The sequence below is a fragment of the Gammaproteobacteria bacterium genome, assembly GCA_015709635.1.
Lineage (GTDB): Bacteria > Pseudomonadota > Gammaproteobacteria > Burkholderiales > Nitrosomonadaceae > Nitrosomonas.
Genome location: CP054180.1, coordinates 954,837 through 976,390, shown reverse-complemented (window position 1 = coordinate 976,390; position 21,554 = coordinate 954,837). Strand labels below are relative to the sequence as shown.

The 21,554-nt window shown below is 44.0% G+C and carries 27 protein-coding genes, 1 tRNA gene and 3 pseudogenes; 10 read left to right on the top strand and 21 right to left on the bottom strand.

Going from position 1 to position 21,554, the window contains the following annotated elements; translation table 11 throughout:
• Window positions 1-184: 184 nt before the first annotated feature.
• Both cysN and cysD read right to left on the bottom strand, forming a co-directional pair.
• Window positions 185-2,008 (bottom strand): sulfate adenylyltransferase subunit CysN, encoded by a 1,824-nt coding sequence (gene cysN, locus HRU78_04340; protein QOJ22970.1) that lies wholly within the window; start codon window positions 2,006-2,008, stop codon window positions 185-187.
• Window positions 2,008-2,904 (bottom strand): sulfate adenylyltransferase subunit CysD, encoded by an 897-nt coding sequence (gene cysD / locus HRU78_04335; GenBank protein ID QOJ22969.1) that lies wholly within the window; start codon window positions 2,902-2,904, stop codon window positions 2,008-2,010. The genes cysN and cysD overlap by 1 nt, the downstream gene beginning before the upstream one ends.
• 406 nt (window positions 2,905-3,310) lie before the next feature.
• Here cysD and HRU78_04330 point away from each other — a divergent pair.
• Window positions 3,311-3,386, top strand: a tRNA-Lys gene (locus tag HRU78_04330).
• 177 nt (window positions 3,387-3,563) lie between these two features.
• Here the strand turns inward: HRU78_04330 and tnpA (HRU78_04325) are convergent.
• The 3 genes from tnpA (HRU78_04325) to HRU78_04315 all read right to left on the bottom strand — a co-directional run bounded on the left by tnpA (HRU78_04325) (window position 3,564) and on the right by HRU78_04315 (window position 5,721).
• Window positions 3,564-3,971, bottom strand: coding sequence for an IS200/IS605 family transposase (gene tnpA / locus HRU78_04325; protein QOJ22968.1), 408 nt, complete (start codon window positions 3,969-3,971; stop codon window positions 3,564-3,566).
• 614 nt (window positions 3,972-4,585) lie between these two features.
• Window positions 4,586-4,930 (bottom strand): PEP-CTERM sorting domain-containing protein, encoded by a 345-nt coding sequence (locus HRU78_04320; GenBank protein QOJ22967.1) that lies wholly within the window; start codon window positions 4,928-4,930, stop codon window positions 4,586-4,588.
• Window positions 4,931-5,505: 575 nt separating this feature from the next.
• Window positions 5,506-5,721 carry a hypothetical protein gene (locus HRU78_04315; GenBank protein QOJ22966.1) on the bottom strand — a complete coding sequence of 72 codons (216 nt, stop codon included), beginning with the start codon at window positions 5,719-5,721 and terminating at the stop codon, window positions 5,506-5,508.
• A gap of 509 nt (window positions 5,722-6,230) precedes the next feature.
• Here HRU78_04315 and HRU78_04310 point away from each other — a divergent pair.
• A complete protein-coding gene (locus HRU78_04310) occupies window positions 6,231-7,058 on the top strand; it encodes a C39 family peptidase (protein QOJ22965.1) in 828 nt (275 codons plus the stop codon).
• A gap of 282 nt (window positions 7,059-7,340) precedes the next feature.
• On the opposite strand, the gene HRU78_04305 is transcribed toward HRU78_04310, so the two are convergent.
• From HRU78_04305 to HRU78_04260, 10 genes are all read right to left on the bottom strand, one after another.
• Window positions 7,341-7,625 carry a DUF2958 domain-containing protein gene (locus tag HRU78_04305; GenBank protein ID QOJ24910.1) on the bottom strand — a complete coding sequence of 95 codons (285 nt, stop codon included), beginning with the start codon at window positions 7,623-7,625 and terminating at the stop codon, window positions 7,341-7,343.
• Window positions 7,626-8,227: 602 nt separating this feature from the next.
• Window positions 8,228-8,713: a hypothetical protein gene (locus HRU78_04300; protein ID QOJ22964.1), complete on the bottom strand. Its 486-nt coding sequence runs from the start codon at window positions 8,711-8,713 to the stop codon at window positions 8,228-8,230.
• A gap of 306 nt (window positions 8,714-9,019) precedes the next feature.
• A complete protein-coding gene (locus HRU78_04295) occupies window positions 9,020-9,262 on the bottom strand; it encodes a hypothetical protein (GenBank protein QOJ22963.1) in 243 nt (80 codons plus the stop codon).
• Window positions 9,250-10,038, bottom strand: coding sequence for a hypothetical protein (locus tag HRU78_04290; protein ID QOJ22962.1), 789 nt, complete (start codon window positions 10,036-10,038; stop codon window positions 9,250-9,252). Before HRU78_04290 ends, HRU78_04295 begins: the two co-directional genes overlap by 13 nt.
• Complete coding sequence (locus tag HRU78_04285; protein QOJ22961.1) at window positions 10,014-10,262, bottom strand: hypothetical protein; 249 nt, start codon at window positions 10,260-10,262, stop codon at window positions 10,014-10,016. Before HRU78_04285 ends, HRU78_04290 begins: the two co-directional genes overlap by 25 nt.
• Before the next feature lie 11 nt (window positions 10,263-10,273).
• Window positions 10,274-10,621: a hypothetical protein gene (locus tag HRU78_04280; protein ID QOJ22960.1), complete on the bottom strand. Its 348-nt coding sequence runs from the start codon at window positions 10,619-10,621 to the stop codon at window positions 10,274-10,276.
• Between the two features lie 4 nt (window positions 10,622-10,625).
• Window positions 10,626-10,820: a hypothetical protein gene (locus HRU78_04275; GenBank protein ID QOJ22959.1), complete on the bottom strand. Its 195-nt coding sequence runs from the start codon at window positions 10,818-10,820 to the stop codon at window positions 10,626-10,628.
• A 148-nt stretch (window positions 10,821-10,968) separates the two neighbouring features.
• Window positions 10,969-11,475: a hypothetical protein gene (locus HRU78_04270; protein ID QOJ22958.1), complete on the bottom strand. Its 507-nt coding sequence runs from the start codon at window positions 11,473-11,475 to the stop codon at window positions 10,969-10,971.
• Between the two features lie 261 nt (window positions 11,476-11,736).
• Window positions 11,737-12,390, bottom strand: coding sequence for a hypothetical protein (locus tag HRU78_04265; protein QOJ22957.1), 654 nt, complete (start codon window positions 12,388-12,390; stop codon window positions 11,737-11,739).
• Entirely contained in the window at window positions 12,366-12,482 is a 117-nt protein-coding gene (locus tag HRU78_04260) for a hypothetical protein (GenBank protein ID QOJ22956.1), read from the bottom strand. Before HRU78_04260 ends, HRU78_04265 begins: the two co-directional genes overlap by 25 nt.
• A 434-nt stretch (window positions 12,483-12,916) precedes the next feature.
• Here HRU78_04260 and HRU78_04255 point away from each other — a divergent pair, with 434 nt between their 5' ends.
• Window positions 12,917-13,366 carry a hypothetical protein gene (locus HRU78_04255; GenBank protein ID QOJ22955.1) on the top strand — a complete coding sequence of 150 codons (450 nt, stop codon included), beginning with the start codon at window positions 12,917-12,919 and terminating at the stop codon, window positions 13,364-13,366.
• 165 nt (window positions 13,367-13,531) lie between these two features.
• Window positions 13,532-14,065 (top strand): hypothetical protein, encoded by a 534-nt coding sequence (locus HRU78_04250; GenBank protein ID QOJ22954.1) that lies wholly within the window; start codon window positions 13,532-13,534, stop codon window positions 14,063-14,065.
• A 19-nt stretch (window positions 14,066-14,084) separates the two neighbouring features.
• Here the strand turns inward: HRU78_04250 and HRU78_04245 are convergent.
• Both HRU78_04245 and HRU78_04240 read right to left on the bottom strand, forming a co-directional pair.
• A pseudogene (locus tag HRU78_04245) lies at window positions 14,085-15,106 on the bottom strand (IS1595 family transposase).
• A gap of 494 nt (window positions 15,107-15,600) precedes the next feature.
• Window positions 15,601-16,044, bottom strand: coding sequence for an IS1595 family transposase (locus HRU78_04240; GenBank protein QOJ22953.1), 444 nt, complete (start codon window positions 16,042-16,044; stop codon window positions 15,601-15,603).
• Between the two features lie 104 nt (window positions 16,045-16,148).
• Between HRU78_04240 and HRU78_04235 the strand changes: the two are divergent.
• From HRU78_04235 to HRU78_04225, 3 genes and pseudogenes are all read left to right on the top strand, one after another.
• Window positions 16,149-16,834, top strand: a pseudogene (locus HRU78_04235) (transposase).
• 445 nt (window positions 16,835-17,279) lie between these two features.
• On the top strand, window positions 17,280-17,975 hold the full coding sequence (locus HRU78_04230) for a class I SAM-dependent methyltransferase (protein QOJ22952.1): 696 nt from the start codon (window positions 17,280-17,282) through the stop codon (window positions 17,973-17,975).
• Window positions 17,976-17,977: 2 nt separating this feature from the next.
• Window positions 17,978-18,379, top strand: a complete 402-nt coding sequence (locus HRU78_04225) for a serine acetyltransferase (GenBank protein ID QOJ22951.1) — start codon at window positions 17,978-17,980, stop codon at window positions 18,377-18,379.
• A gap of 297 nt (window positions 18,380-18,676) precedes the next feature.
• Here HRU78_04225 and HRU78_04220 read toward each other — a convergent pair whose 3' ends face one another.
• The 4 genes from HRU78_04220 to tnpA (HRU78_04205) form a co-directional block, all read right to left on the bottom strand.
• Window positions 18,677-18,925, bottom strand: coding sequence for a hypothetical protein (locus tag HRU78_04220; protein QOJ22950.1), 249 nt, complete (start codon window positions 18,923-18,925; stop codon window positions 18,677-18,679).
• Window positions 18,925-19,230 (bottom strand): hypothetical protein, encoded by a 306-nt coding sequence (locus HRU78_04215; GenBank protein QOJ22949.1) that lies wholly within the window; start codon window positions 19,228-19,230, stop codon window positions 18,925-18,927. The genes HRU78_04220 and HRU78_04215 overlap by 1 nt, the downstream gene beginning before the upstream one ends.
• On the bottom strand, window positions 19,220-19,684 hold the full coding sequence (locus HRU78_04210; protein QOJ22948.1) for a hypothetical protein: 465 nt from the start codon (window positions 19,682-19,684) through the stop codon (window positions 19,220-19,222). Before HRU78_04210 ends, HRU78_04215 begins: the two co-directional genes overlap by 11 nt.
• Before the next feature lie 134 nt (window positions 19,685-19,818).
• Window positions 19,819-20,256, bottom strand: a complete 438-nt coding sequence (tnpA, locus tag HRU78_04205; GenBank protein ID QOJ22947.1) for an IS200/IS605 family transposase — start codon at window positions 20,254-20,256, stop codon at window positions 19,819-19,821.
• Between the two features lie 91 nt (window positions 20,257-20,347).
• On the opposite strand from tnpA (HRU78_04205), the gene HRU78_04200 reads away from it, so the two are divergent.
• The 3 genes and pseudogenes from HRU78_04200 to HRU78_04190 all read left to right on the top strand — a co-directional run bounded on the left by HRU78_04200 (window position 20,348) and on the right by HRU78_04190 (window position 21,327).
• The gene (locus tag HRU78_04200; GenBank protein ID QOJ22946.1) at window positions 20,348-20,569 is read left to right on the top strand and encodes a transposase; all 222 of its coding nucleotides are present in this window, start codon (window positions 20,348-20,350) and stop codon (window positions 20,567-20,569) included.
• Window positions 20,570-20,653: 84 nt separating this feature from the next.
• The gene (locus HRU78_04195) at window positions 20,654-20,848 is read left to right on the top strand and encodes a hypothetical protein (GenBank protein ID QOJ22945.1); all 195 of its coding nucleotides are present in this window, start codon (window positions 20,654-20,656) and stop codon (window positions 20,846-20,848) included.
• A 35-nt stretch (window positions 20,849-20,883) separates the two neighbouring features.
• Window positions 20,884-21,327 (top strand): annotated as a pseudogene (locus HRU78_04190) (helix-turn-helix domain-containing protein).
• Window positions 21,328-21,554 lie beyond the last annotated feature (227 nt).

Genomic DNA, 21,554 nt, shown 5'->3' with positions numbered 1-21,554 from the left:
AACTAATTACAAAATGATTTAAGAAAACACTGAATAACTATCTATATAAGCGATTTGTTGCGTAAAGATACGCTCAAGGATTCGCTTCACACGATCTCCCTGCGTCCTATCCGCTTGTAATTTTCTTATTTACCAAGTTATTCAGTATTTGTATTTCCTTAATGACGCGAATGATTACCAGCAATCAATTCAGCACACCTGCATGCGTCAGGCGGTGGATGATATGCTCGACCGCCTGTTCGATTGTTTGAGCCGTCGTATCGATGTGAATCTCTGGGGTTCCGTGCAATGAATCAAAAGGGGTCACAGCATCGATGAATACCTCAAAAAATTCATTCTGAGCAACCATTTCCCGCGCTATTGTGTGCTCAGCAGAAGATGGTGACATTAAGGACACCAAAACAATTTGCCCGGCCTCAACCATCAACTTGGCCACTTCCACCATACGCCGGATGTGTTCAATACGATCGGCATCGCTGAAACCGAGATCTTTGTTCAAGCCGCGGCGAACATTGTCTTCATCCAGCAAATATGTGTGCTTACCCAGCGAATAGAGTTTCTTCTCGAGTAGAGCGGCAATGGCCGATTTATCACTACCAGCCCCGCTAAACCAGATGATAAAAGGCTTTTGCCCCTTGAGAGTCGCATGTGCCTGCTTGTTTACAGTGATCGCTTGCCACTCGATGTTTTTGCGCGAATGGCGCAAAGCAGACTGCAGCATGCCGGCGCCTACCGTGTTGTTGGATAAGCGATCGATCAAGATAAAACCGCCCGTATCACGATCTTCGCTATATGGATCGAATGCGATCGACTGGTCCGTATTCAGATTACAAGCACCGATTTCATTGAGCTCCAGTTTCGTGGCGGCAACCTGCTCAAGCGTATTGACATTGACTTTATACTTTATCCCGGAAACATTGGCCGTAACCGTTTTTGTGCCAATCTTCATCAAATACGGTCTATCGGGCAATAACGGTTCGTCGATCATCCAAACCACGGTCGCTTCAAATTGATCCGCCACACCGGGTGGCGAATCGGTAGTTGCCAGAACATCGCCCCGGCTGATATCGATTTCATCCGTCAACGTCAGTGTAATCGATTGGCCGTTAACGGCCTTGTCTAGATCTCCGTCCTGAGTGACGATTCTCGCCACCCGGCTTTGTTTTCCGGACGGCAGGACACAAATAGGATCACCCGGCTTGACACTGCCACGCACGACGATGCCGGAATAACCGCGAAAATCCAGATTGGGGCGATTCACCCATTGCACCGGCATGCGAAAAACACCGGATTGCTCAGCGGCATCTTCAACTTGCACGGTTTCCAGATACCCCATCAATGTATCACCGCAATACCAAGGCGTATTCCTGCTCAATTCGATAATATTGTCACCCTTCAGGGCCGACATCGGAATGGTGACAATATTCCGCAATCCGACTTTCTTGGCAAACACACGGTAATCGTGATCGATGCGGTTATACACTTCTTCGGAATAACCGACCATGTCGAGCTTATTGATCGCCAGCACGACGTGGCGGATGCCGATTAACGAAACCAAGTAGCTGTGCCGCCGCGTTTGCGTCAAAACACCCTTGCGCGCATCGATCAGAATGATGGCCACGTCCGCAGTCGATGCGCCGGTAATCATATTACGGGTGTATTGTTCATGCCCCGGTGTATCGGCAACGATAAATTTTCGTCTGTCGGTAGAAAAAAAACGGTATGCGACATCGATGGTAATGCCTTGTTCGCGCTCCGCCGCAAGCCCATCGACCAGCAGCGCAAAATCCAAATCACCCGCTTGCGTGCCGACTTTCTTCGAATCAACTTCCAGCTGCGTCAATTGATCCTCGAATATCATTTTCGATTCGTAGAGCAATCGGCCGATTAGGGTGCTTTTGCCATCGTCGACACTGCCGCAGGTAATAAAACGAAGCAAACTCTTATTTTCGTGCGTTTTTAGATACAGTTCGATATCTTCGGCGATTAAGTCGGATACATGTGCCATCAGAAATAACCCTCTTGCTTTTTCTTCTCCATAGAACCGGTTGAATCATGATCGATCAACCGGCCTTGCCGTTCGGAGGTTTTGGTCAATAGCATTTCCTGGATGATTGCCGTCAAAGTATTGGCTTCGCTTTCGATCGCGCCAGTTAGTGGATAACATCCCAACGTGCGGAATCTCACCCGTTTCATCATCGGTTGCTCCCCGTTCCGCAATGGCAATCGTGCGTCATCCACCATGATTAGTGTGCCGTCACGTTCGACCACGGGGCGTTCCTTGGCAAAATACAATGGCACAATGGGTATGTCATTCAGATAGATATATTGCCAGATATCAAGTTCGGTCCAGTTAGAAAGCGGAAACACCCGGATACTCTCACCTTTATTCTTGCGCGCATTATATAACCGCCAAAGCTCGGGCCGTTGCAGCTTGGGATCCCAGCGGTGTTGCGCCGAGCGGATGGAAAAAATACGCTCTTTGGCACGAGACTTTTCCTCATCCCGGCGCGCGCCACCGAATGCCACATCGAAACCGTGTTTATCCAACGCTTGTTTTAACCCTTCTGTCTTCCAGATATCCGTGTGAATCGCCGAACCGTGCGTAAACGGATTAATTCCTTTTTCTACCCCGTGCGGGTTGATATGTACCAGTAATTCGAGTCCGAGCTTTTTCGCCATGACATCGCGAAATTCAATCATTTCTCTGAATTTCCAAGTTGTATCAACATGAAGCAGCGGAAACGGCGGTTTTGAAGGATAAAACGCTTTAACTGCCAGGTGCAGCATGACAGCGCTATCTTTACCAATGGAATAGAGCATCACCGGATGTTCGCACTCCGCAACAACCTCTCGCATGATTTGAATACTCTCTGCTTCTAAACGCTGTAAATGTGTCAGCATTATCAATTACTTCCTCTAATGGCAAAACATCGTAGATCTTGCATTAACTAAATTAACTCGCCGGTGAATTTTCTCAAAAAACTAAAAAGGATTATTTTTCCTATCGCTTGCTACTTGAAAAGTGCATCTCATCAATGACACATGATGATTTAGGTAGAATCAATACCGAAAAGGATAAAGATTTGAAATTTGATTTAATAACTATAGGAAATATTCTTGCAACATTGAAATTTGCAGTAAATTCAACTTAGCGCTTTACCGCCTATTCTTACAAATATTTTATCTGATACTGGCGATATTGTCAGTGAACAAGACATTATATTTGCGACCCGTATTATAAAAACGAGAATTCAAACGGAGAAAGCCATTTCTATCAGCAGCCGATTAAGGTATAATGTTGCGCTTTGGGTCGTTAGCTCAGCCGGTAGAGCAGCGGACTTTTAATCCGTTGGTCGGCAGTTCGAATCTGCCACGACCTACCAAATAAAAACAAGGGGTTAATCATTTCTGATAACCCCTTGTTTTTTCCTGGGGTTACACCGGGGTTACTTTGTGCAGATTTTTTGACTGAAATATTGCTGTGTAAATTATTCAGCAAATTATTCCAAACTGATCTCTATGTTTAAGCGATGAACAACCCCGCCGCAAGCAGCGGGGTATCAGAAGAGAGCGAGTTGTCTGTCTTCGTATAACTGCTGATAGACATCTCCCTGCTTTTTAACGTAATTTCTTATTGTGTCCTCATCGCCATGACGGCCAACTGTGCTGACGAAATAACCATCAGTCCAGAATTCCCCGCCCCACAACTGTTTCTTCACATGAGGGCACAAGCGAAACACCTCCCGCGCCGTGATGCTCTTGATCAGTATTACCAGTTTTGTGACACTGTATGCGGGAACCGACTGCACCAGAAAATGCACATGATCCTTATCCGTACCGATCTCCATGAACTTCAACTGGTAACGCCGTTCGAGATCTAAACAGACATCCCGCAACACCCCATCCACAGCCTCGTCAAATACGGCGCGGCGATATTTCGCCGGAAACACCAGATGATAAAGCAGCACCGTTACATTATGGTTTTATGTATATATTCGCTCACACGAATATATTACGCCCCAAGGGGCGGGGAATAAATCCCGGAAAGATTAAAGGGCGTGCAAAAGTCGATATGTGGAAGAGTGGTGTGATCCTACTACTGGAAAGGTTTTGGTGTAAATGAGAATGATGTCTGGATGGCTGCCTTAGCAATGACATACAATTTGGCACTTGTAACTGCTGATAAAATGAATCACATTAAGAGCATCGCTCCAGCTCAATTACAAGTACTTGATTGGTCAAAAGATGGATAGCGATTATTGGAAATTTTAAGCATGCATAACGAGGCTTTCTGGGAAACAATCAAGATTTATAAAAGGCGCAGCCTGGCTTCAGGTTAGCTTTTCTAAACCAGTAAGTCTGACCTCCCAGCCGACTTTTTCACAGACGAAGAAGGCTGGGCTTTAATCATATTCACGCCTCTTCTTACGATCACAAAACTTCATAATCAAGTTGATACACTGTTATTGGTTCGATTTTTCCTTGCTGTTTAATCGATCCCCTCTAAGCTTTGATAACCTGGTTAATGACGGGGTTTGTTCTTTTAAAGCGCGTTTCCTTCCCCATTAGGAAACGCGCTTCTTTATTTCTCCACTCGCTTGCGCCCCACAAACCCCACCAACCCCAGCCCGGCCAGCAGCATGGCGTAGGTGGATGGCTCAGGGATTGGAGCTACCGGGGAAAGAAAAAAACCACTTCCTCTATCAAATTCTGATGTTCCAACACCTAATATTTGACCTTTGTTGTTAATAGCAACAGGTATCGGAGCATAGAAACCTGAATCTATTGTAACAAGCGACGCTATATTGGTAGCAATACCATGGCTGTATATAAATCCACTTTTCCAATGTTCACCGGCGCCGTAAATATCGAGACGTTGAACCAATAATATCACCGAAATCGTTAATTCCTGTTGGAATAGCATCATTCATTCCTATTGATCCAAGATCAAGAAAACTCATATTCTCGCCGTTAGGCCCTGTTACAAAAGAATGTATATGTGACCTAAGTAATCGCTAAATGATGTAACAAATGAGTAACCTATTACCTGTCCCGAGCTATTTATTCCAGTGGCGACATAATGCAGGGTATCTCCTGGGTTGTATCTTGCTTGATTACGTCAAGCGCTTTCATGCCAGATGCATCAGGCCCAGTGATAAATGCCCGATCACCTTCTGAAGAAACCGAATAGCCGGCAACTTGACCATTATCATTTATCTCAGTGGCAACGCTATATGCTCCTCCAAGTGTTCCAAGGTCTGTTATTCCAACACCATTAGGCCCGGTAACAAACGCATGAGATAGCCATCAGGTGTTTGAGCGCTCCCAACAATCTGCCCTTTGTTATTCATATCATAGATGCTGGTGTTTTTACCGCCCAATGACAAAGGTTGATTTCATTTATTCCGACTCCATTAGGTCCAGTGATAAAAGAATGCCTAGCACCGTCTGAGTCAGTATAAAACCCAGCAATTTGTCCAAAATCGTTAATTACGTTACTGTCTATTTTTTCTCCAAAAATTTCATCCCTTCGCCATCCGGACCGGAAATAAATAGTCCTTCTGGATAAGTTGCCCCAACAATCTGACCTGAGTTATTAATATCCCCACCAAACAGAGAGGGGAATATTTTTATTGAATAATCAGTGCTTGCAACGACAGATAACGAAGATGAGACGAGAAATGCAATTACTGCTGCGCGCAATGTTTTTCTTATCATTCTTAACTCCTTTTGTTTTCATCTTAGTACGTTGTACCCACATCCCTGCATGCACCTAATTACCATTTGGAGCTTACCTCGGTTAGCATGCCGATTAAACCGGATAGCGATGTGAATAAGATCAAAATGTTGCGTATCCGACTCCTTCCCAAAGAATATGCCATAGGATTCAGGCATTCTCTAAATATTTCCCATTGGGCTTATATCAAATAGCGATATTAATCGCATCAAACCTATTGAGCAATCAAAACGAGGAAAATTAAAACTGAACCACTACCCACTAATCGGAATGTTTGACACTCGATCAAGTTTCATGTAGGTTTATTCACTAAGATAAGAGAAAAGCTTTAGTTGTTTTGTTTTCCTATTTAGCAGGGCCAACCTTCGGAAGAGGAAAGAACTATGAACTTGTCTGAATACATTCACGTTACCAGCCATCCCTATAATTCTCTTTTGAAGGAATTCAATATCTGGGGAAGCTTTTCTTATCCAAACAGCTTTCATTCAACATGCAGTCACAAACCGAATCCAATTGGTGCTGGGCTGCAACTTCAACAAGCGTATCTCATTTCTATTGGTTATGGAGCACCTGGACCCAATGTCGAGTGGCAAACGGGGAACTTGGCCATAGCGATTGCTGTAATAACCCGGTGCCATCGGCTTGCAACGTGCCGTGGTATCTCGACAAGGCGCTGACTCGCACCAACAACTTTGTCAGCATAATGGGGCAAGCCAGCTTCCAGCAGGTGAAGGATGAAATCGATGCAGGCCGCCCTGTGGGTGCCAGAATCGGTTGGAATGGTGGTGGCGGTCATTTCATGGTCATTTACGGCTATAGTCGTGTTCTTAATTTGGAGTACTTTGATATTGATGATCCGATTTACGGCAAGAGTCACCTTACGGTATCTGATTTTGCAAGCAACTATCAAGGAAGTGGCACCTGGACCCACACCTATTTCACTAAGAGCTATTTCAAATTGCCAATAAAATATCTGATTCCAATCGAGCCGATTCTTCGTCGTATTTGGGAAGCCCGTCCGCTATTACAATTAAAGCAGGGAAAAATATCGACGACGGAACTACCTGGAACACGTGCATTTCAGGAGATCGAGGATGAAAACCGCGCTGCCATCGGTATGGCTCATCGCGTATATTCACTCGGACTGGATGCATTATTGGATAGACGTGAAGCGGCACCAGAGCCTGTGGCACTCCGGGTAATCGAAACTTCTGGAGAAACCTTGCAAGCATTTTTCGATGTCAGCGAGGAGGGCGAACCGCGCGTCCTGCAAATGTCAGCAGCAAAGATCAATTGGATATATATGCCTGAGGCCTAACTGAAATTCTTAGGATAAGTGGCGAAGAGCGTCAGGAGATTGAGTTACGACTATTTCGCGTGCCAGCACTTAATTTCGAGGCATTGTGGCTCAATTACGAAGGCGAAGGCGCAGGAAAGGACTCGCTCGTTCCAATACATACAGTGGGTCGACTGGCTCAATATAAAGCAGTGCCTTTGAATGAAGCTCTGGATACATTACGGGATGCAGCAAAGCCGTTAGCACAGATGAATGACACGATGGGAGCATAGTCTGCAGCGTTTCGGTTGATTGCTAAATTTTTTATCCAGTGAGCTCAGTATACCGGCCTTCACTATTACCGCTTTTGCCTTTATTAATAGCGCCAATAGTCTTTGGTTTCCAATACAAATCAAGCTCAACGTCAGCGCCAATCAGTTCCTCAATGCTGATATACCCAAGTTCACCGCCATCACCGAACAGATCAGCTAGTCCGAACGCCTGAAGCTGCTCTTCCTCCATATCGCGTTCGGTGATATACCAATCTCCAGACCCTTTGAAGTAGTGCAGATAAGCAATTGCGTCATCCCCATACCGTCTTGCTCGTATGTTTTTGGCATCGCTTGGATTACATTAGCAATTTCGATCAATTTATCCTTGAAAAACTGGCCTTCATCGCCACGAATACCCATGCCGATTGCAGATAACTGAGATTTGCCGATGAACCGCTTTAACAGCGGCATGACTTTGTTTACATCTTCTATGGTGTTTTGCTGACTCACTTCCGGCTCTGGTGCGCCACCAACACCAAGAGCATCACGAATTTCTTTGATTCTTTTAACAAACCCAAGCTTCTCAATGCCCGGTGCTGCCGTACTAATAATTTTTCTGATACCGGCAAGCTCTTTCATCAATCCGATCTTTTCGATACCCGAAACGCTATCAAGCGTTATAGTCGCAACGGAATCAAATTCTTCACGCGGCTGATTATCAATTTCGGATATTTCTTCTTCATTTCTGGTGTGCGCAATAGATTCCTGGCGCCACGATGACGAATACGATTTGTCATGTAATCGTAAATTACCCTCGCGTCCCATTGATAATCTGACAATTGTTTCCTTTGCTCTTCTGTCATATCCGGAATGCCAGCCTTCCTGTTTATTGCAACATCCAGCAAGTATCTTAGGAGTTTTTGGCTTCCTCCTTGTTCATCACGCTAGTTCCATTGATATTTGGCATTCCTTGCGGAATTCTTGCGGATTCTTTATCCGATTCAAAAATTGCTTGAATGCCTTGAATAGTTGAAGTGTCGCCGATATTACCTTCTTGTCCTTGTCGAGATAAATACCATCAGCAGAATCAATCGCCATTTCACCTTCCATTTCGTCGCCCTCTTCATTATTTTGGTTATCAACAAAATCGCTCTCAGCAAAAGCCAATAAATCATCAAATGGCGGGATCACTTCAATGTCGCTTCTGGTCGGCTGGCAGAATCCGTATAGGTCGACAGGTGTTAAGTTCTGGACATCCAGTAAGTGGCCATGATCACCGCTCACTTGATTCAACAGCAGCCAGTCTTTGAAAAATTGAATCGCACTTTCATCACCGACATACTCAATAGAAACGTCCTCATTTTCACTGAAAACAGCATCGAATTGACCGACCGGCGTTAGAACCTTGTAAATGCTATTCATCATGATTGTTCACCTGATAATTTATTGGCCTCTTTAATGATTGCAGATTCCTTCCGACCACGCGATAAAGAATAGTGTAAACCTGGTTATTGTTCATACTTGCCATGCGCATAAAGGCTTTGAGAAATCGCTCATCGCCATGTACCGGTGCTGAGTTAGGTATGAATCGTTTATTGTCGCTAGTTACCAATGTCCCAGTCATCTCTGCGAAAACCACCGCATACCCATTCGCCATGCGTTTAGTTAAGACATTCTTGAACTTGCCTACAAATACCCGGTAATTACCCCATGAACCAATGAATCTGGTGTTCAAATCACCCAGCCCATCCCAGCCGAGCAAATTGTTTTGATCAACCTGATCGAGTTTCTCAAACCATCCATCATCAATAATTTCAATGCCAGAAGAGAGGACATCCAGGGCGGATTCGTACTCGTTGTTTGCTTGCTCTCTTTTTCCTGAGCCTTGTCTTTGGCGCCATCCTGAACCAAGCGAAGCGCCCTCATGGCTGGGCTTAAATCAGCTTGCAAATACCCTGCCATCAGCGCCGCCATTTCGGATCTTTGGCCACCAACATTGCGGCATCGGATGGATTGGAAAGGTATTGAATACCCATTGACCAAACTTCCGTGGTTTTGTCGCGGTAAACCTTGCCAACGTAGGGATTGATGAAGTCATCAGAATACGCACCCTCATTGCTGCGATAACCACGATTGCCGGTCAATGATCTGAGAGAATAAACCTTCTCGCTTTTTCTTCGCTTCAGCAGATACCCATTAGATGCCGCCTTGGCCGCAGGATCAGCCTCAAGATGATGAGCCATTTCATGCCACAGAATGGTTTTATTAAAACTGCTTCCGGGGCGGATAACGTTATCCTCAAAATGACCGATTCCGCTGGCATTTGCGCGCCTGCTTCCATCTGTTTCGATGCGCACTTGCCTGAGCTTCCCGCCAGTGATTCGGTAGAATTCAGCCATGTCGCGACGCACATCCTCTTCCCGGTACCAGATCTTCTTCAATTTAGTCAGCGCGGATTTTTCAATAATCTGACTATTTGCCCAAGCATCGGCTTGCTCTTTAGTTACTTTGGAGCTATTAAGCAGAGTATCAATGATTTTCTGGCCTATTGGCGCAATGCTGTCCTTTAATTCGGCAATACGCTTTCTTTGGTCTTCATATTTTTTACCTCTTAATTTCTTTATTAGATCCAACGCCGCAGTTTTATTGATCATTGCCGCCTTAAATTCTTCGGCTGCTTTCGCTATCTCCTCAACGCTGTATCCGTTTGCTGTATTTATCGCAATCAGCTCTGATAATTTGAGGTGCAATCTTTCATATTCCTGATCCGCTTCCTTTTCAGCGCGGCAATTTCTGGCTTGTCTTCTGGCCGCGCATTGGTCAGCTCATCAATGGATTTTAAGGTTTCTTGAATCACATCCTTATCGACATCAAACACGTTACCGGAAGATTTTAAATGGTCGAATGCCGCCGTCATCCATTCTTCACTGACCATATCTTTGCCGCCGCGCATGACATCAGCAATGGCATTCATAAAATCGCTTCTTAGCTGCTCGAATTCTTCACCGGGATTATTTGATAGCAGCAGATTGTGTATTTTAAGTGCCGTATCAGCCTCAGAACCCTCAACGCTTCCGGAACCCTGGAAATATCAGAACGCAAGTGATTGGTTAAGGATTTCAGCGATTCAACGGGATTTGATGGATTGATCGACAGGTTTACGGCCAGAGTGCCATCTTGAATCGACAGCAATTGCCGTATCTCGCGCACGCGCTTTACCAGGGTAAGCTTGTTTACACCGGAAACGCCCGGCATGTTTGATCTGATTGAACCCAGCTCACGAACCAGTTTTAGCTTTTCTGTGCCGCCGATAGCGCTATCTAATGCGATCATAGTTTTACCCGTTCGCCTGTTTGTCCAATTCCGCCCAGCGCTCTGCGGCTTGACCTATTAGCGCGTCATACTCATCGCCCTTGCCAGCGGCAACAATCGCATTGGCAAATGCTTCAATCTCATCCAGCAGCGCCATTAGATCGGACTTATCTTTATCACCGGCGATAACCGAATTAAGGAATTCTCTGGCTGCTTTCATGTCATCTGACTCCGCTTCGGTTTTAGAAGCCTCAGTAGCTTCACGCAGCAGTCCTTTGCCGAATGCGTCAAAATATCGGTATCAGTCACACCTGAATTCTTGATGTCGTAATCACTGACAGTGTTTATTTCTCCACTTGGGCGGATAATTAAACTGGAAATTCCCAGCCCATCAAGCTTTGAATAGCCGCTATTAACGATGGAATATCAACGTTAAAATCAGATTCCGGGAGTTTTTGCCCGCTATTTATCCTTTCTTCAATTTCTCTTCTGCTATCCAAGTCTTCAAACGATAGTCCGCCAGCGTTCTCATGGAATTTAAGAAAATCTTCAGCATCCTTAATATTCTGATCAGTCCCTTTTCTCTTGGCAAGAAGCACTACGTTCTGTGAGTGAAAATTCCAATTATCCAGCGCATAGCTGGCCGCATTAAATTCTTCTTCAGTCATAGCTCTTACACTATCGATCGGAAGATTCCATAATTCCGGGCTACCGCTCTCATCAAAACGCGCGACGAAAATTCGTCCATGGTCTCTGTGGTGTTGGCTAATTTGTAAGAATCTGCAATTTTTCCTGATGAAAATAGCTGTTGAATTTGTTGCTCTATATCTGAATCTTTTATTTCCACCGAGAACTTTCGGATGTAATTGAACCATCTATTTCAGCAGCAATCTGTTCCGGAGTTTTGGTTAGACTATCGCCGGTCTTGAGATTGAAGCCACCCGGACCTTTCACAACGTATGAAACACCGACAACATTCTTACCTGGACCAACATGCTTGATACTTACATCCATAGAATAAGATCCCTTGGTCATCGGCCAGGAATAGTGTTCTGCGCTCCACCCTAAACCTCGCAACGAATTCCGAACCGCAACAATACGACCCTGGAATAATGCATCAAGAGAATCCTGATATTTCAACTGCATTTTGGATCAGCCATGACTTTGGCGTATCCTTCTGGTGATGTTGGGTCAAAATCGGCGTTTTCTTGTATCTTGGCAGAAAAATTCGGATCAACGGCATTCACCGCATCATCAAGATGCTTTGCATTTTCCTTCGCGGATTCATCGGTTCTGAGTTCAACGCTCACCAGTGGATTATCACCATGCATTGCATCGATCTTTCCGCCAATTACCTTGGCAGAAACACGGCGGATTCCGTCTCGATTAACCATGCTCACTACGCCACCACCGATTTCTTTCGTAACCCAATAGAGCCGTTGTCCGTCACCCTGGTTTTTCCATCCAAAATCATCAATCAGTGATTTCAATATTTCTTGCGCAAAATCATCGCTGGCTTTAATTGCCGCGTTATCACTGTCCTCGCGTTCTATTTTCGCCACCTCGAAATCACGCTGCACAGATTTTAGTTCTTCCTCCAAACCGGCTATTTCATCCTTCAGACCTTGAATGTTTTGCATGCGCTCTGCCCGCTTCGAATTTGCCCGGCCAAACGCAGCACTATTCTTCTCGGCCAATCGCATAATTCGGCGCGATACCTCGCGTATATCCAAATCTTTACCGCGCTCAGGCGCAACAACGATGGTTATATCCTTTTGTTCAGCAACCATTTCCAGCTAATCAACTCATCCGCTGGCGTCAGTTTGTTTGGCGTTGTATCCGGATTGTGGAAGAAGATCGAAACTGTTTGCCCGTCCGACAATTCAAAATGACCGCAACATTGGTTCTGCCAAGCTGTTTGAATGGATCGGTGATTTGCATCGCCACAGGCTTGACGGTATCTCCCGTGCGCTCCATAACTACGCGCAGCAATTCCATCTTCCGGTTGAGTTTTGCGTATGGAGTAACAAACGCGTCCAGTGCTAAAACGGAATCTGAATCTTCCATGATTTCCGCAATACTTACCGAATCAAGCAGCAACACATTGCCGCTTTCCTCGGATTGGCGAACCTGATACAACAATTGATCGATAGCTATTCCGATCGGTAGCGCTTCGCTATCCCACTGCACTCTTCTTGTCATGGCTTCTAGTCCTTCGTTTGGTAAGTTTTTGGCGTTATTATGTAGCAACAACACAAAGTTGCTATTAGCTTAAGCGATTAATATAGCACCTGTATTTTTACTTTCAGGTGCGGAATGTCCGAATCAAATGTTGCTTCAAGTCTTGTTGCGAAACGCACAGAAATGTCTGGCCTTATCCAACAATATCAGTCTGAAATAGATCGAATCCTGGGTGAAATAAGTCACTTAGATGCCACAATTAAGTTATTTGCGCCAGGATTGGATCTACGCTCAATCCGCGCCAAGAAACGCAGAGTGCAGAACAAATATTTTAAGCCTGGGGAGTGCCCTAAATTGGTTTTAGATATCCTTAGAAAAGCCGGATGCTCAATGACCAGCAGGAAAATAGCTGAAGCCATGCTGCAAGCGAAAGGTATTGAACCAACCCCAGAAATGATAGATCAGTTACAAAGAAGTGCCTTGGGTGTATTGAAGATTTTAGAAAAAAGAACTGGTTATTCAAGGATCTCAGGATGGAGTAGCTCGCACTTGGTTAATCAATTAAAATTCCTAATATTCAGTTGAGTGACTTTATATTTAATGGCAAACGACAACAAAACAAAACCTGATACTGGAATTGCTGATTTAACCCGGAAAAATCCTGACTTCTCTGAGAAACCTATCTTTGATAATGCAGTTTTGACACATTAAAGCCACCTCCTCCGCCTGGTGGTGTTCCGGCTAATAAGGATGATTCGAATGAGCCTAGAAAATGAGTATCACGGTCTCCTATTTGGAGTCCGAAGATCAATTCGTTATCACAGCAGACGACGCAGCTTCTATGATCGATTTAATCTTTTCGTGAATGCATTTTCACTTGTTATGGGTTCGGCAACTGTATATGGAATATTGAAGGATCAATATCAGGAGGTTGCCATTATAGCGGCCATGTTTGTAACGATATTTTCAGCAATAAATTTGGTTGTCGGATCGTCTCGCCAAGCTCGTTTACATCATGATTTGTGCAAGCGTTTTATTGATCTGGAAAAGAAAATTACTTCATGCCATGAAAAGAATGATGGCAACATTGCTGCTTTCATTGGCGAAAGATTAGATATTGAAGCAGAAGAGCCGCCGGTACTGCATATGCTTAACTCTATTTGCCATAATGAGTTAGCTAGAGCGATGGGGTATGGTGAGCCGGAGCATTTCGCAAAAATAACTTTCCTACAAAGGCTGTTCGCTCCAATCATTGATATTCGTGTGAACACACTATCAAATTAGGCTTGAAATCTATTATCAACTAGCACGCCAGCCTCTCAGATTGCCGCTTATTCCCCTGCCAGTATCCGCACCAATCATTATGTGTGCGAGTTTTGGCACATTTCTTTGTAATGTCCATAAAAATTTCACCGTTCGGCTGACGTCGCGTATCTTCACGATAAGCCGCTTCATTAGCGTAATTTGCCAGATATTGATTGCCGAACTTATGTGTTTGACCGTACTGCATGCGGCGGAAACGTGAAAAATAAGACTCTGCCAGATTGTTTGTTATTCCTTTATCGCTCCGATACTCTTTGGTATGGTTCACGCGGCGCGCATCGAATCTAGCATGTAACGTATCGTAAGCATGAGATTCATCGGCACAGATTATTGATCCTCTCTTCACGAATTGATTGGCTGGTTTACTTACGTCTGCTTGATTCTCGGCTTTGATAACGAAAGTCAAAGTTTTGTTTGAACCTTTAATCAAATTCCCATCTGTTTCAACTTTTGCCGCATCACGAACACGCAGCGCTTATTTGGCTTCTGATGCTCGATGAGACGACGATCAACACGGTCTTTCTTCTTATTTTTCTGACGGATTGATCCATTCACGTAAGCGCCGTCCATGTGTATCTCACCTGTGAGCTGAGAATTATCCCGGCATTTAATCAACGATTCACGTATTTTATGCGCTAGGACAAAGGCGGTTTTATATTGCACCCCAAGATCGCGGGATAGTTGCAGCGCAGACAATCCTTTTACAGCGTTGGTATAGATCGCAATTGCAGCTAGATAAACGCACAGCGGTAACTTGTGGAATGCAAATATTGTCCCTGAAGTCACCGAGAACGTGTGGCCACAATCCTTGCAGCGCCATTGCTGGCGTGTATTAATGAAGTAATGCTTTCCTACTGTTCCACATACCGGACACGCCACATTGTCGCCAGAACCCCAGCGCACTTCCTTGAATAATTGAAATGCTTGGTCATCAGTCAATTCCATTACTTTGCGCACCGATAAAGTGCGGGCTTTGGCTGATAGTAGAAAGTGTTGCGACATGGTTAATCACTCTGTATGTGTCATATATGACATCAATATATCATGTATAGAATAATATACAACACATATATTTCAAATACGAAACATATGTTACTTATGTGTTATTCTATAATCTTAAAATAAACACGAGGATTGAGACATGGAAACTCAAGATTGGAAATCTAATGCAAAAATATCCTGAAGTCCGAGTTAGCACGGAAAGGTGTTGATTACGAAACCCTAGCCAAAAAGCTTAAGGAGCTTGGTATCGAAGAAAACTATAACAGCATAAACACCAAGATCAATCGAGGATCATTTACTTTTCAGTTCTTCTTGCAGTGTATGAAAGCTATTGGTGTTGATACAGTAAAGATTGATTGAGGATTGACGCTATGATTCCAGAAATAAACGCGGCAATACAAAGCGCTAAGGTGCTAAAAGAGTTTATCAGCGCCCATAAAGATCTAATGAGCTACAATGATTTGTCATCTGCTATAGCAGAAGTCAATTCGAAACTAAATTGTTCCCCAATATGTTTCGTCAACCTCTACAGGAGAACCATCACTACCTAGACTTCCGGTAGGCTCAATGCTCATAGCTTCACGAATACGGTGCGCCATAAACCATGCTGTTTTATAAGTTACTCCTAGAGTACGGTGTAATTGATGTGCGCTTATTCCTTTCTTACTGGAACACATAAGATGAGTAGCGAGCAACCATTTATGTAATGGGACTTTTGATCTCTCAAATACTGTTCCAACTGTTACAGTATATTGTTTGCGACAATGACCACAAAAATATAATCCTAGGCGATGAGCTTTGCCCTCTAATTTCGATTGACGATCGTGGCCTCCACAATGTGGGCATGCCGATCCATTTGGCCAACGAATTGATTCAAGATGCTCTCTTGCTGCATCATCATCGTTAAATCGTGGCTCGGAAAATAATGTGGTTTTCATATCAATACCTCATATAGTTAAATGAAGTATAAATATTAATTTTGCATTTGTAAAGTATATAATTCCGTTAAATTAGATCAAATTCCGAGGTGACTACACACTACTTGCCCTTGGATGATTGCTTGTATGCCCTGCGAAGCGGTATTCCCAGCCTGACGCGCTCTAGCCTGTATCGTTTGTTTCGGCGTCGTGACATCAGCCGATTGCCGGAGATGGAAGGTGATAAGCCGACAAAAAATTTTGCCAAATATCTGATCGGCTATTTCCATGTGGATATAGCCGCAATACGGATAGAAGAGGGCAAACTCTATCTATTCGTAGGCATCAACAGTACCAGCAAGTTCGCCTATGCCGAACTACTCACCAACAATACGGCAAGATGGAAGCCGCATAGCTCTTGCGCAACCTGATCGCTACCGTGCTCACCGACAATGGTATCCAGTTCACTAATCGCAAAAAGACCGGTGGGCGTTTGTGCATATCTTTGATCGGTCTGCCATGAAAACGACATAGAACACAGACTCACCAAGGTTAGTCACCCATGGACAAATGAACAAGTGGAACGCATGAACCGGATGTTGAAAGAGGCAACCGTCAAGGCTACTATTACGAAAATCACGCCCAGTTACGAGCACATCTGTACAACTTCCTAGATGCCTATAACCTTCGCCAGACATCTCAAAACCCTACAGGGACTCACACCCCATAATACGTCATTAAATGCTGGCAAAAACAGCCCAAACGATTTAAGATCAACCCAGATCGTCACAAAGTGGGACTAAATATCTAGAGATCTTACACGTAAGTGACATTTTTGTTAGCTAATGACACGATATGTCAATGATAGTTATGGTTAGGAATGAAGACCAAAATGGCGGTGAATTTGACTAAGAATCAGGTTTTATGTATATTTTGGAGCGATTTATCTTTCCTTGCATTTAATCCAAATCGAACTGAATTACAATCAAGATTCATTTGGTTACCCAGCTTTTATCAAAACATAGGACATAGTTGATCTATGATCAGGTATCTAGCAGCGGCAGCAATGCTAAAAGCATTTTCACTGAATAATCTTACACGTTCTAGTTACCGCTACCTTGGCAATATATTTGGTCAAAAAAAACGCCAACAACAAAGTATTGACGTATATATTAATCGTGGCGACTTGTTAGTCCAATTAGTAAAAAATTTAGTGTACTAAAAGACGGTGGCGCAGTGGTTGAACTTGGCACCGGTTGGATACATTGGTTTGGATTGTATTTGGCTTTGCACGTAGAGAAAACATCAGCTTGGAGTTATTCGATGTATGGGATAATCGCCAACTAGATGCGCTGAAGAGTGCTTTCAATAAGCTAGCATCGCAATCGAAACATGATATTGGCATCAATCCGACACAGCGCGCTCGGTTAACCTCTATTCAAACAGTGCATTCTTTTGATGAACTCTATCGCATTTTCAACGCAAATTACACCATCAATAGTGAAGGCTCTTTATCGGGTTACCCGGATGCAAGCTATAACTTAATTACTAGCTTCCATGTGATGGAGCATATCAACAAAAACTCCATCGAAGAATCTATTGAACATATGTTCCGCATATTGAAACCGGGAGGTTTCTGTATACATCAAATTGGTATTGATGATCATCTTGCACACTACGATAACAAAGTTTCCCAGAAAAATTATCTTCAGTTTTCGATCTTCAATCGCAAGTACCTATTTGAAAATATAGTTCAGTACCACAATGTCTTGCAAGGCGAGGATTATCAACACCTGTTCCGAAAAATGGCTTCGAGATTGCCGAAATCAATCGTGAGCATTGTGACATTTCCGGGCTCAGAGTTCATCCCGACTGGAAAAATTATTCACAAGAAGATCTCGAAACCACTATTCTTACGATCATCTGTCATAAACCGGTATGATTTTACGTAATTATGAATGCCATTCATCTTTATCGTATTGCACATTATTTGCACTGTAGGCATGTGCCATTATTGCCTGGTCTGCTCCGCCTGCTGATGTTCCTTCTTTATAATAGTGTAATTCCTCCCCAATGCAGTATTGGAAAAAGCTCCTGGTTTGCACATGGTGGAATTGGTGTGGTACTACACCCCGATTGCCTTATTGGTGAACGAGTATTGATTGGACAGGGCGTCACGATAGGAGGCAGTTTCGGCTCCGGGACACCCAAAATAGGAAATGACGTTTGGATTGGACCAGGCGCCAGAATACTTGGAGCCGTAACTGTTGGATGTAACTCGATCATTGGCGCTAATGCTGTGGTAATAAAAGATGTAGTAGAAAATAGTGTGATTGGCGGAGTTCCAGGAAATTAATTAGATCAATCCTCCCGGATCGCTTAATGTTCAAGAAGGTAAGCTAGTAGCTGATGAGACGCCAGTAACACTGAGGAATTCTTGATTTTCATACTTAATTTTCTCAAGCTTTCCTATAACTCATGAATCAATATTGTAGATTGTCGAATTATTACTTCAACCCAGACGACACAATTATTTTTATCATAACAAGACACTCTCACACCACACGGAAAATCATCCCAAATTTCCAATCCTGTGATGTGGTTATCCACCGATGCTCGTCCCCACTATAAGGATTACTGATAAAGATCCGGTTTATCGGAAGATTATAATCTCCATATTCGGTCCACTGTGATCGACAATTACTTGACCATCAACAGCTGCCCAATAGCGTCCGTCACTATCACTTGATCGGTGCCAGTAAACTTCAAATTTAGACCACTTATCAACCGGTACTGGAACAACATGATTTTCTTCACGCCAGTAATCGACTGGTGTGAACGGACCATTGGCAACATTATCACCCTTTGTAGTCCAATAAAGTTTATTATCAGGTCCCTTCATCACATAGACGGTAATACGATAATCACCATTTCCTGTATTTGCGTAACCCCTGTCTTGAACTCAAAATGAGCACGCCATTGCGCACCTGATACTGTACTATCCAATTGCGTTTCCAAATCAGCTTGATACTTGAACCAGTAAGTTATGTACAAGTCCTTAACATCACCAATATTCCACGGTCTCCTGATTAACAATGGTGCTTGCGACCCTCCTGTTCCTAAGACTCCCTTTATTTTTACTTGTTGGAAAAGCTCATTAACTAAATCTCCCTTGGGTCCAGTTACCTGCCTGATCTTACTGGTCATGTAATTTCCAATTGTAGAGGGGTAATAGGATCAACAGTAATCCACTGGAGACCAGAAAATCCGAACCCAAGGCCGAAACCGGCCAAGTATATCCAGTTTCTTTATCTGTGCCATTTAGAGCTTGCCATGCTCCGTTAGTATAGAAGTTAGTTAATGACCCAAGTGAGACATCAGTTCCAAAATTTGATTTAAAAAGTAAATTTGCTGCGTAAAGCGCTGGAGTAAAAGATATAGCTATAGAAAAAATTAATAACATAATCATATTACCCATAAATTGAGCATTGCTGCTCGTACTTAATTTTCCAATTTGCAATAGCTTATTGCCGATCAATGATACAAAATTGGTAATTAATAATGTCTGTCTATTGATTTCCATATCTGCTCGGTATAAACATAATTCTTCAATATTGTTGTAATCAAATAAAACCAGATACTTTATTAAGTCCTTTTTCAAATTCTATTAAGTCACATTATCGATCGCTTATAGATACGCTGAGAATTATAGTAACTCATATAAGCGTTGTAGTCACTGTAGTCACCTCGGAAATTTGATCCAAATAAACAACCCCGTGGCAAGACCACGGGGTATTAGAAAAGCTCAAGTTGACGCAGCTCTTCTTTTGGTTTGCCTTGATTCTTTACATAACGCTCAACTACACCCCAATCCGCTCTTTCCCCTACAGTTGCAACATAATAGCCATCTGTCCAAAACTCACCACCCCACAAATCTCGTTTCAAATCCGGCTTCTTCTTAAACAATTCCCACGCTGTTATGCTTTTGAATATCCTAACAATCTGACCCGGTGCAATTTTAGGATGGGCCGTACAAAGTATATGTACGTGATCTTTGTCACAACCTATCTGCCCAAACTCAATGTCGTATCGTTCTTCTATCTCTTTCGCTGTCAGCATAATAATTCTTACAACCGCTTCGTCTAACAGTCCACGCCTGTATTGCACAGGAAATACAATGTGATAATGTATCTGCCATGCACAGTGGCTCGCTTTCTCTACAACATCTCGCATCCCAACATTCTAAAGCCTACTTAGATCCCCGTGGCAAGACCACGGGGAATCGCAAGTTTAAAGTAGAGTTTTCTTAACCAAAAGGAGCTCTATGATGAAGAAATCGAAGTACAGTGAACAGCAAATCATTGCCTTGCTCAGGGAAGTCGAGCTAGGCGCCAAAGTCAACGAGACCTGCCGCAAGTACGGCATCAGTGATGCGACATACTACAAATGGAAATCCGCTTACGGGTGGTATTATGGATGCATCGCAACTCAGGCATCTGAAGGAACTTCAAGCCGAGAACGCCAAGCTCAAGAAGATGTGTGCTGAGCTGGCACTCATGCACAATGCGCTGCAGGATGTTGTCACAAAAAAGCTATAGCCCCGGCGAAAAAGGTTGAGATAGTTCAGTTTATGACTGCGGAACATGAGTTATCCTCCCGTCAGGCCTGCCGGGCGATCCGGATGGCGAGATCGTTACTCTATTACCGGGCCAGCAGCAAGAATGACGAAGGCGTGATCGAAGCCATCAACGCTTACATAGCAAAGAATCCCAAACATGGATTTGGTTTGCTGGGTGGATTCAACCGGTCGTCGCAACACATTTGATTATGGAGGTGTTTATGGGACGACCAGCAGGATGGATGCAAAAGTTGACGAAGAGAGGAGCGATGCGCTCGCCAGGTGCGCCGTCACTTCGCAGTGAGATTGAGCGGCTATTTTGGGAGCAGATTGCAACTGGTATAACAAGCGAGAAAGCGGCAGAGGCTGTTGGTGTGTCGTCAGCGGTGGGTACCCGCTGGTTCCGTTATCGTGGCGGGATGCCATTATTTATGTCTAACCCCATATCAGGAAGATACTTGTCATTTGCTGAACGAGAAGAGATTGGACTGCTACGAGTGCAAAGTGTTGGCGTGCGTGAGATTGCTCGCCGTCTTGAACGAAGTCCGTCGACAATTTCACGGGAGCTGACTCGTAATGCTGCGACTCGTAGCGGTCGGCTCGAGTATCGCGCTTCTGTCGCACAGTGGAAGGCGGAACTGGTTGCCAAGAGACCGAAAACGGCTAAACTGGTGACTAACCCTCGGTAAACAACGCTAGAAATTCTTACAATGCGCAGCGTACGCCAAGCGCTGTCAAGAATGAACGAATCCGGCACTGGAATGACACCCCCCTTTGATTCCAACAAGGTGAGCACGCGAAAAAATATTTCAATTTAACCATTCGAGCCTGTCAACGAATAAAAAGCTGCTTCGTTAATTGCTCTCGAATACAAGGCCCTCGGTTTTATGTGAAATCAGAGAGGCGATTTGAA

What these genes read in the sequence shown, in the direction of transcription:
- cysN (QOJ22970.1), bottom strand. Translation starts at nt 2,008, where the DNA reads ATGGCACATGTATCCGACTTAATCGCCGAAGATATCGAACTGTATCTA.
- cysD (QOJ22969.1), bottom strand. Translation starts at nt 2,904, where the DNA reads ATGCTGACACATTTACAGCGTTTAGAAGCAGAGAGTATTCAAATCATG.
- HRU78_04320 (QOJ22967.1), bottom strand. Translation starts at nt 4,930, where the DNA reads ATGATGCTATTCCAACAGGAATTAACGATTTCGGTGATATTATTGGTT.
- HRU78_04315 (QOJ22966.1), bottom strand. Translation starts at nt 5,721, where the DNA reads ATGATAAGAAAAACATTGCGCGCAGCAGTAATTGCATTTCTCGTCTCA.
- HRU78_04310 (QOJ22965.1), top strand. Translation starts at nt 6,231, where the DNA reads ATGCAGTCACAAACCGAATCCAATTGGTGCTGGGCTGCAACTTCAACA.
- HRU78_04300 (QOJ22964.1), bottom strand. Translation starts at nt 8,713, where the DNA reads ATGATGAATAGCATTTACAAGGTTCTAACGCCGGTCGGTCAATTCGAT.
- HRU78_04295 (QOJ22963.1), bottom strand. Translation starts at nt 9,262, where the DNA reads ATGGCGGCGCTGATGGCAGGGTATTTGCAAGCTGATTTAAGCCCAGCC.
- HRU78_04285 (QOJ22961.1), bottom strand. Translation starts at nt 10,262, where the DNA reads ATGAATGCCATTGCTGATGTCATGCGCGGCGGCAAAGATATGGTCAGT.
- HRU78_04280 (QOJ22960.1), bottom strand. Translation starts at nt 10,621, where the DNA reads ATGATCGCATTAGATAGCGCTATCGGCGGCACAGAAAAGCTAAAACTG.
- HRU78_04275 (QOJ22959.1), bottom strand. Translation starts at nt 10,820, where the DNA reads ATGAAAGCAGCCAGAGAATTCCTTAATTCGGTTATCGCCGGTGATAAA.
- HRU78_04270 (QOJ22958.1), bottom strand. Translation starts at nt 11,475, where the DNA reads ATGGTTCAATTACATCCGAAAGTTCTCGGTGGAAATAAAAGATTCAGA.
- HRU78_04265 (QOJ22957.1), bottom strand. Translation starts at nt 12,390, where the DNA reads ATGGTTGCTGAACAAAAGGATATAACCATCGTTGTTGCGCCTGAGCGC.
- HRU78_04255 (QOJ22955.1), top strand. Translation starts at nt 12,917, where the DNA reads ATGTCCGAATCAAATGTTGCTTCAAGTCTTGTTGCGAAACGCACAGAA.
- HRU78_04250 (QOJ22954.1), top strand. Translation starts at nt 13,532, where the DNA reads ATGATTCGAATGAGCCTAGAAAATGAGTATCACGGTCTCCTATTTGGA.
- HRU78_04240 (QOJ22953.1), bottom strand. Translation starts at nt 16,044, where the DNA reads ATGAAAACCACATTATTTTCCGAGCCACGATTTAACGATGATGATGCA.
- HRU78_04225 (QOJ22951.1), top strand. Translation starts at nt 17,978, where the DNA reads ATGAATGCCATTCATCTTTATCGTATTGCACATTATTTGCACTGTAGG.
- HRU78_04220 (QOJ22950.1), bottom strand. Translation starts at nt 18,925, where the DNA reads ATGAAGGGACCTGATAATAAACTTTATTGGACTACAAAGGGTGATAAT.
- HRU78_04215 (QOJ22949.1), bottom strand. Translation starts at nt 19,230, where the DNA reads ATGACCAGTAAGATCAGGCAGGTAACTGGACCCAAGGGAGATTTAGTT.
- tnpA (QOJ22947.1), bottom strand. Translation starts at nt 20,256, where the DNA reads ATGCGAGATGTTGTAGAGAAAGCGAGCCACTGTGCATGGCAGATACAT.
- HRU78_04200 (QOJ22946.1), top strand. Translation starts at nt 20,348, where the DNA reads ATGATGAAGAAATCGAAGTACAGTGAACAGCAAATCATTGCCTTGCTC.
- HRU78_04195 (QOJ22945.1), top strand. Translation starts at nt 20,654, where the DNA reads ATGACTGCGGAACATGAGTTATCCTCCCGTCAGGCCTGCCGGGCGATC.